Here is an 8,090-nt window from a genome sequence, read left to right as displayed (position 1 = left end):
AAGAACAACGAACTGCTGTTTTAGCGCAGTACCCTGATAAGTTTGTAGCTTTAACAGAGTTTTCAAAACAATTGATTGGGACAATGTAGGGGTATTATGAAGAAAATTAAGCAGGTTACATATGGTGTTTTTGGTGCTTTAATAATATCCACTTTTGGACTCACAAGCGCTAATGCATTGTCAATACCATTTGTGAAAAACAATCCATTAACTCAATTATTTGGACAATGGCAACAAGAGCTAACTTCTTTAAATCAGTATGTATCGTCAATACTTTCTCAGAAAATGCAATCTTTAAGCCAATCTTTAAATGGAGATTTGCAAGCAGCTATTAATGATACAATTGGAGCGTTAGGATTACCAGATTCTACCGAAGCGAGAGAAAAAATTGAAGATATTGCAGCGATTTCAGATACAGCTGTTAATGGTGTTGAAAGAGCAACAAATGAAGTAGACCGTCAAATTACGCGCGCTTTGACTAACGGAACTTTGAGCAAAGCTGGTCAAGAACTTACTAAACAACAGCTTGAAAATACTCAAACTTCGGTTGAACAAGTCGAATCAGATGCTGACGCTGCGGACTCTGAAGTGGTTACACAGAATGTGATGAAGCGTATTGCTCAACAAAATGCCCAAACAGCAGCAATTTTAGGAGCGATGCGAACAGATGGTTTGAAGTCTCAGCAATCTCAAGATTTGGCTAATCTTAATTTAACTAATATTTCACGTTCTTTAGATGGTCAAAATCAAGCGCGTCAAAAGGAAAGTGTTGGTCAAGGATTTAGTAATTTACGCACGGCAGCGCAAGCGCGTTTGTTTTGAGGAACTGTGAGGACTGCTATGTATGATTCTTTCTCTCTATTTACAACTATTGCCTTCTTTATTTGCCCAAACTCAAGCTAAACCTCCCAATCCTGGACAAGCAGCTTCTACTATTACAGAAGACGGTTTAGCTGGGAGTGAAGCTGTGGCAGAAGCGATGGATAAGATGTGGAGTGATGTATTAAGTGGTGGGTTATACGGCGCCATTGCTAATCTTGGAATATTCTTTGCTGTTGGCACTTTGCTAATTTTTATCGTCCAGTGGACACGGGAGATGATAGACGGTGATAGTTCTAAAGGTTTTACGGAGTTGATTTGGATAGTCATAGTAATTGTTTTACTCGCAAATAACGGTCAACCGTTAGCGACTGCAACTCAAGGGTTGAGAGAAATAATTAATCAGACCAACCAAACTTTGTTAGCTTCAACATCGGCATCTGTACAACTACAAGAAGCTTACCAGCAAGTAATGCTAAAAACAGGGAAAGGAGACGCTATTAACTCGCTAATTAGCCAGTGTGATGCAATTGCCGACCCTACACAGCAAAATGAATGCTTGCAAAATGCTTCAAAACAAGCCAAAGAGATTGAAGCTCAACTCGATGATGATAACCGCCCTGACTGGCTTAAGGGTATTAGTGATTTTTTTGACACTAATATTTTCCAATTAGCTGTACGTGGTTGGTTACTAGCGCTTGCTGCTGCTTTTCAGTGGATTGTCGAAATTTGTTTGTTACTGACTGCTTTACTAGGTCCACTTGCTGTGGGAGGTTCATTACTTCCTGTAGGTCAAAAAGCCATTCTTGCATGGTTAGTAGGTTTCTTCTCAGTCGGAATGATAAAGCTTTGTTTCAACATAATTTCTGGCTTAGTTGCCACAATGGTGCTGAATTCTGATAATAATGACCCAATGATTTTTGCATTTGCAATTGGTGTTCTTGCTCCAATTTTATCTGTAGTTTTAGCCGCAGGTGGAGGAATGGCAATTTTTAATAGCTTTTCTAGTCTTGTCAGCATTGGGTTTTCTGCATTAGTTACCAGGATGGTTAATAAATTGTAATCAATTGCAAGGCTAATATTATGACTAATGTAGATAAAAAGCTGAATACAAGCACAGAGAATAAACGACTTAGATTTTTAAATCGCACGTCCAAAAGTTTTTCAACTGGCGACACTTTAGCGTTATTTGCTGTTGGAACTTTTGGGTTAAATATCATTACATTCTTTATACTTCTACTACTGTACGGTTCCTATTCTCAATTGAATAGAAAGGCGCCTCCAAGCTTAGTACAATTAGAATCAGGTCAATCAGTTACAGTGGCGCCTATTGGTAGCCTCGAACGTACTCCTCAAGTTATCCTGCGTTTTGTTTCAGATACGATGACACTAATGATGAATTGGTCGGGAACGATACCAGCGAATACCTCTGAAGAAACACGATTACCAAAACCTGACCCAGGTATAGATATTCGTTCGCTCACAAATTCACGAGGTAAAGTTGCCTCTGGAGCTTGGCAAGCATCTTATACTTTATCTGAAGATTTTCGTAAAGATTTTTTAAAAATGCTTGCGGATATTACCCCCCCTGGAGTGTTCAGAGGAAAAACACAAGTAGTGTTAATTCCGCTTTCGATTCAATCACCTGTCAAAATAGCTGAGGGTAAATGGAAAATAAAAATGATTGCTAACCTAACCATATTTGACCAAGGTAGTAATCTAGGAGAAGTGATTCCTTTTAATAAAGAAATTTTTGTGCGAGCAGTAGAGGCACCTCTATCTCCCAATAAACTAGATGGATTAGCAGCAATCATTTATCAAGTTCGTTCGAGCGGGTTAGAAATTTATGCAATTCGAGATTTACCGCAGGAGAATTTATAATGCAGTCAAAAGAACACAACAATAACTCAACCGAAATTGTGCAGGCAGAAGCCTCGGGAACATCTAATTCAAATTGGGATACAGGAAGTTTTGCTCGATTGTTAGGTTTAAGCTCAGAAGAAGTTAATTTCAATAGTTCAACATCTGAGAATGATGAAGCAGTAGAGAGCGACACTCAAGAAGTCCCAAATAATGTTGTTTCACAGTCGGAACTGTTTGATGACCCGCAATTAGGTAAAACGCAGCCAACTTTCGCTACCAATCCCTTCGCTAAATTCGGCGCCGTGGGTCTAGTAATGCTGGTAGTATTTGCTGCTGGAGCAACGTTTTTAAATACGATTATGTCCGGTAGACCAAAGTCGGCGCCGAAAACTGCCGCATTAAACAATCCAAAACCAAAGCTAGAAATTGACCCAAACGTCAATCAACAGGAAGCCGAAACAGGAAAACTAAAAGCAGAATTAGCTTTGGGTAGTCAAGCAGAGAAAATTAAGTCGGTAGAAAATTCTAAAAATCTTAAAACTCCTGTTCGAGAGCGAAAGCCAATAAATCGCCCTCAATACCAAATAGCTTCAGCACAAGTACGCCCACCTCAAGTTTATAATCCTCCTCGTCCCAGTTACCAACCAGCTAGATACTATCCTCCCAGTATTCCCTCAAATAGAGGATTACAACCTGTAATAAATAAAGCACCGATAGCCACTCCTAAAAATACTGTATTGGCGCCAACTCCTATTAAGCAACCAACAGACCCAATGGAGGAATGGATGGCAATTAATCGTTTAGGAAGTTATGGAGGAAGTGAGATTGCTTCTAACTTTGATACATCCAATAAGAATAAGCCAAGTAATAATACTGTAGACACTGTAGATAATAAGCAACCAACACAAATTACAATCCCTCATGCTACTCCTGTTTTAACAGTGTCGAGCGAAACTGTTGAAACTACTTCTCTTGAGCCGCTTCAAGATGAAGAAGCAGCAATAATAAACGGCGCCCCTATACAACAATTAACAGTAGGCGCCAGTGCCAGAGGGAAGTTAACTACTCCTTTAGTCTGGGGTAGAAATTCAAACAATAATACTGACAAAAATCCAACTACTTCAACAGAGGCAGAAAAGTTTATTGTTGAACTAACTGAACCATTAACCACTGAGGAGGGTTTTGTTACATTACCAAAAGGTTCTCAGATAATTGCTCAGGTGGACAACATCCAAAAATCTGGATTCGTAGAACTTCAAGCAACGCAGGTTGTAATTGATGGTAAAGAGTATGTCCTTCCACCAGCAGCAATAAGTATTCGCGGTAATTCAGGTCAACCACTGATGGCATCTAAGTGGGGAGATAAAGGAGGAGAAATAGCATCGCGCGACGCAGAAACATTTGTTGTTGGTTCTTTAGCAAAAGTAGGTAAAGTTCTTAATCAGCCAAAAGAAGAACAAATCTTTAATTCCAGCGGTTTTGGGGGTACAACTACTTTCTCTTCTAATCGGCAAAGTCGAACCAATATCTTAGGAGCAGTCTTGGAAGGTGGATTTGAGCCACTGACGCAACAAATTTTAGAACGAAATCAACGCGCCTTAGCATCCATTCAACAGCAAGAACAAGTTTGGTACGTCAAAGCTGGTACTAATGTTCAAGTTTTTATTAATAAGTCATTCGAGTTTTAATTATGAAAGCTTATCTAAAAAGCATAGTAGTTATTGCTTCATCTGTTGTGACGGTATTTGCAGAACCTTTTTTAGCGTCAGCCCAAACAGTCAACTTAAAAGGAGTACGCCAAATTTCACAAGATGTAGCTACTGGGAATAGTAAGGAAGAAATACCAAAAATCGAATTATCACCAGGGTATGGAATTAACATCTCTTTTATCAAAAGCGGCGAGATAGTAGAAAAAGTATGGTTAGATAATCCTACTATTGCTTCACTTGATGTCGATGGTTGTTTATCTGGGTTAGGGCGCCCTTGCGAAACACCAGGAGCAACAGTATTACATCTACGGCGAATAAACCCGCTCAAAGTACCGCAGTTACCCAAAACCAATACCAGCTTGTTGACCGTAGTAGCTAAAGGTAGTTCAGGGCGCCAAGTCTATGTATTTCGAGTCGCGATGGGTGATGCAACGCCCGAATACCACACAATAGAAGTTATACCAAAACCAGAAGAACCAGAAACCATAATCTTTCCTGGCGCCACAAATATTACGAATTTGCAGATTATGACCAGAGGATTAGAAATTGCTCAACGACAACGTTTGATTTCGCCTGGTTCTCGCTTATGGTGCCGGATTGAAAACTTTTTGATGACTGTAAAAGCTGGAGAATCAACAGAAAACGCAGCCCAGCAAAGTGGGATTTCTTTACAGCTAGTCAATCGACTAATTCAACTTGGTCAAAATAGGCAACTTGATAATTTTAAACAGCGTGTAATCAATAACTAAAAAAATCCTTCTTTTCTTCCTTCGCGCCTTTGCGGTTCGTTACATCAACATCATTTGTCGCAATCATCAGATAAGAACGATGAAAATATTAAACCATCCTTCTCACCTAGCATTTAGAGTTAGCTTATCAATACTAATATTTTGTGCAATAATACTAATATCCCAAGCACAAAGTATATCTAGCCCTCCATTCACTCAAACCCAAATTCCTACAGTTGCTTGGCAAAATACTCGTATACCTGATTGGAATCAAATAACTTTTGCAAAAATGCCAGCTATTAGCGAGTCGGGGTCTTTCCAAGCACCTTCAGATGTAACCCAAAAATTAGGATATGACCCTTCTCGAAATTGGAATGCTGGACAAACTCCAGATTCTTTCAATATGTTAGGTGATTTTCAAGATTCTTTTGAACTACAAAAATTTTCACTTAACGATATATCTCAAATTGTGAACTCGAATTTAAATAAAGTTACTTTAGATAGATTTGGTATTATGAGAAAGCAAACTTTATCAAGTTTAGTTCAAGCTATACCTAATTTAAAAACAATAACCATTGCCCAAGTAAAACCCATTTATGATTTACTTGCTCAAGATTTATCGAGCTACTTTGACGCGAATCAAACAATCGGTAACTTGTTACAGCAATCTCCACATTTAGGTAAATTAAATTTTACTCAATTAGATTTAAGCGCTTATAATGTAGATTCCATTCCTGATTTATCAATAACTCCAATCGGCGCATTTGAAAAGTGGCAAGGAGCTTATATTGACGAAATACCAGGGTTAAATAATGTGTCTTTCTCCCAATTCCCCAACCCAATTAACTCAATTGGTGCAGAAGTTGGTATTGTTGATATAACTTTTGGTACTGATGAGCAATTACGTAATCGTACTATCTCAGGAAGTGAGCAAGAAGGGTTTGCTGTGCAATGCAGTAAAGATTGCGCTCATGTAGAGCTATCGGGTTCTGATGCGGTTTCTGGAAAAGCTTGGGTAAGTGGAAAGTATCAATTAGTTAGGGGTGGTTCGGGAATTCTTGGTTCGGCAAATGGTGGGAAGGAACCCACGGGTAGAAATCCATTTGGGGATGCTTTCAAAGTTGCAGTTTGGGATGTATCAGAAGTTGATGGAATGATGTCTCAAGCTTTATTCTTCCGAGCTTGTATGCGAAATAGTTTTATTGATTTAGGGTGTACGCCATATTTTATTGGTCCTGTCCCGTTTATGACTTACAAAGAAAAAGACCCTATTTTCTTAGGCTTGATTACTGGGGGCGCCGATAACTCTACTTCTACTCCCACAGGCTTGAAGAGTAGCGGTTTTACTTTTAATCAGGTGCCAATTGTTTCAAGTAGCAGCGTATCGAATTTATTACCAGCAGTTAAAGGTAACTGTTCTAAACAACATTCATCAGGTACAAATATTGATGCTTTAAGCACAGCGCTATCAGGAACAGAAAGTAATTACAACTCGGTAGGAAATTATTTGTGTGACTCCGAAGGTAATTGCGGTCGCCCATTAGGCGCCATGCAATTGATGTCCGAACGTCCGGATGTACGGAGAATTATCGCAAGTAAATCCGGTGGGACAGAATTTCTTGCCAAATTAGATAAAGGAGAAAAAGTCACTGGTGAGGAAATGACGCAGTATTTTTCACCATCTGAGCAGCAAACTTTAATTGCATCTGATGTTAATGAATTACTTGATAATGCATCGAAGCAAATTGACCCAACTACGGGAAAAGCCTTTACTGGAGAACGCATAGTTGAGCGCGCGGGTCAAATGCATTTTGCTGGCGCCAGTATTCCTGTTGATGCAGCAGTTAGCGATGTTAGTGAGGAATCATCAGTTCGAGAATACGGTAGTAATGTTGCTAATCAGTATTCTAAATCCTTGCAAACAATGGGTTGTAGTGATTAAGGTTACGAGTGGGTTAGTTAGCAACGGATGCAACGGATGTAACGGATAAATTATTTGTTAGAAACAAAGTTTGATTATATACAATCAACCATCCCTTCGGGTTCGCCACTTTGGCGGGACGGAAGCCGACACCGCCAAGTGGTCTCACCGTTACATCCGTTCATAATCCGTTGCCAATCTTCTTACCTACTCAAACTGTTGGTATTAAGCACTAATTATAGAGGTAAGTATGCAACCAATATTAACGCAAAATTTTAGTTTTAAATTGTCTAAGTACCAAGTAATTCCTTTAGCGGCAATTCTTACAATCCTTACTATAATGCTGTTTTTCAAGTTCAGTCCAGCTTTAAATACCCGCGCAACTACTTGGGAAAGCGCATTAAATAATACACCAGCCGCACTATTTAAAAAAGTATTATCCGTAGATATGGCGCCTGAAATTGACCAGAAATTAGTCAAAGTAATGCAAATCCCATCACAAGGTGCAGGTAAATTGTATTTGTTTGACTACCACTCGCCAAAACTTTGTGGAGCAAAAGGTTGTCTTTACTCAATGTATACCGAATCAGGTGAGTTAGTTTTACAGGTAATCGCCAATCCTAATCTACCACCGCTCACAAATTTGATTCAAGTTTCAGATACTGTTAATCAAAAATTTCCTTGCATGGTGGTTACACAAAGCGCAAATAAAGAAGATATGGTTACAAATAATTTGTATTGCTACGAAGGTCATAAATATGCGCGCTTTAACGAATCTTTGACGGCAGTAACAAGTGAAGTAAAAGGAATAAAAAAGTGAGTAAATACGCTTTAGATTATTCTCAAACGCAACATTTAGCAACTACATCACAAACCTTACAAATAGAAAGATTAGCGAATTTGATGAAATCGCAATCTGGATTAGTATTACTAGGTTGTTTTGTTGCTATTGGTATTTTTAAGTTTTTGTCAGGAGCTAATTATAAAGGAAAAGTGGCTACGAGTTATTGGGGCGGCGCCCGTGAGAAAGCGCGCGCATCTTATAAAGCA

8 protein-coding genes and 1 pseudogene are annotated in these 8,090 nt (G+C 39.0%); 8 read left to right on the top strand and 1 reads right to left on the bottom strand.

All coding sequences use genetic code 11. The features are described 5' to 3' along the window. Positions 1-96 precede the first annotated feature (96 nt). The 6 genes from DSM106972_RS34360 (at position 97) to DSM106972_RS34335 (ending at position 7,061) form a co-directional block, all read left to right on the top strand. Positions 97-822, top strand: coding sequence for a hypothetical protein (locus DSM106972_RS34360; protein ID WP_127084899.1), 726 nt, complete (start codon positions 97-99; stop codon positions 820-822). Positions 823-844: 22 nt separating this feature from the next. After that, positions 845-1,882, top strand: coding sequence for a hypothetical protein (locus DSM106972_RS34355; RefSeq protein WP_127084898.1), 1,038 nt, complete (start codon positions 845-847; stop codon positions 1,880-1,882). A gap of 20 nt (positions 1,883-1,902) precedes the next feature. After that, positions 1,903-2,700, top strand: a complete 798-nt coding sequence (locus DSM106972_RS34350; RefSeq protein WP_127084897.1) for a hypothetical protein — start codon at positions 1,903-1,905, stop codon at positions 2,698-2,700. Next, a complete protein-coding gene (locus tag DSM106972_RS34345; protein ID WP_127084896.1) occupies positions 2,700-4,370 on the top strand; it encodes a TrbI/VirB10 family protein in 1,671 nt (556 codons plus the stop codon). The genes DSM106972_RS34350 and DSM106972_RS34345 overlap by 1 nt, the downstream gene beginning before the upstream one ends. 2 nt (positions 4,371-4,372) lie before the next feature. Further along, positions 4,373-5,140: a hypothetical protein gene (locus DSM106972_RS34340; RefSeq protein ID WP_127084895.1), complete on the top strand. Its 768-nt coding sequence runs from the start codon at positions 4,373-4,375 to the stop codon at positions 5,138-5,140. Between the two features lie 79 nt (positions 5,141-5,219). Then, positions 5,220-7,061: a hypothetical protein gene (locus DSM106972_RS34335; RefSeq protein WP_127084894.1), complete on the top strand. Its 1,842-nt coding sequence runs from the start codon at positions 5,220-5,222 to the stop codon at positions 7,059-7,061. Between the two features lie 13 nt (positions 7,062-7,074). Here DSM106972_RS34335 and DSM106972_RS55080 read toward each other — a convergent pair whose 3' ends face one another. Then, positions 7,075-7,209, bottom strand: a complete 135-nt coding sequence (locus DSM106972_RS55080) for a hypothetical protein (RefSeq protein ID WP_267901195.1) — start codon at positions 7,207-7,209, stop codon at positions 7,075-7,077. An 81-nt stretch (positions 7,210-7,290) separates the two neighbouring features. Between DSM106972_RS55080 and DSM106972_RS34330 the strand changes: the two genes are divergently transcribed. Next, a complete protein-coding gene (locus DSM106972_RS34330) occupies positions 7,291-7,860 on the top strand; it encodes a histidine kinase (protein ID WP_127084893.1) in 570 nt (189 codons plus the stop codon). Continuing rightward, positions 7,857-8,090 (top strand): annotated as a pseudogene (locus DSM106972_RS54120) (type IV secretory system conjugative DNA transfer family protein); the annotation flags it as partial. The gene DSM106972_RS34330 and the pseudogene DSM106972_RS54120, both read left to right, overlap by 4 nt.

Origin of the sequence: Dulcicalothrix desertica PCC 7102 (assembly GCF_003991905.1) — a bacterium.
Classification (GTDB): domain Bacteria; phylum Cyanobacteriota; class Cyanobacteriia; order Cyanobacteriales; family Nostocaceae; genus Dulcicalothrix; species Dulcicalothrix desertica.
The sequence above is the reverse complement of the archived record's forward strand: the minus strand, read 5'-3'. Positions and strand labels throughout refer to the sequence as shown.

Excerpts from the sequence above, each read along its gene's own strand:
- DSM106972_RS34360 (WP_127084899.1), top strand. The coding sequence starts at position 97 with ATGAAGAAAATTAAGCAGGTTACATATGGTGTTTTTGGTGCTTTAATA.
- DSM106972_RS34355 (WP_127084898.1), top strand. The coding sequence starts at position 845 with ATGATTCTTTCTCTCTATTTACAACTATTGCCTTCTTTATTTGCCCAA.
- DSM106972_RS34350 (WP_127084897.1), top strand. The coding sequence starts at position 1,903 with ATGACTAATGTAGATAAAAAGCTGAATACAAGCACAGAGAATAAACGA.
- DSM106972_RS34345 (WP_127084896.1), top strand. The coding sequence starts at position 2,700 with ATGCAGTCAAAAGAACACAACAATAACTCAACCGAAATTGTGCAGGCA.
- DSM106972_RS34340 (WP_127084895.1), top strand. The coding sequence starts at position 4,373 with ATGAAAGCTTATCTAAAAAGCATAGTAGTTATTGCTTCATCTGTTGTG.
- DSM106972_RS34335 (WP_127084894.1), top strand. The coding sequence starts at position 5,220 with ATGAAAATATTAAACCATCCTTCTCACCTAGCATTTAGAGTTAGCTTA.
- DSM106972_RS34330 (WP_127084893.1), top strand. The coding sequence starts at position 7,291 with ATGCAACCAATATTAACGCAAAATTTTAGTTTTAAATTGTCTAAGTAC.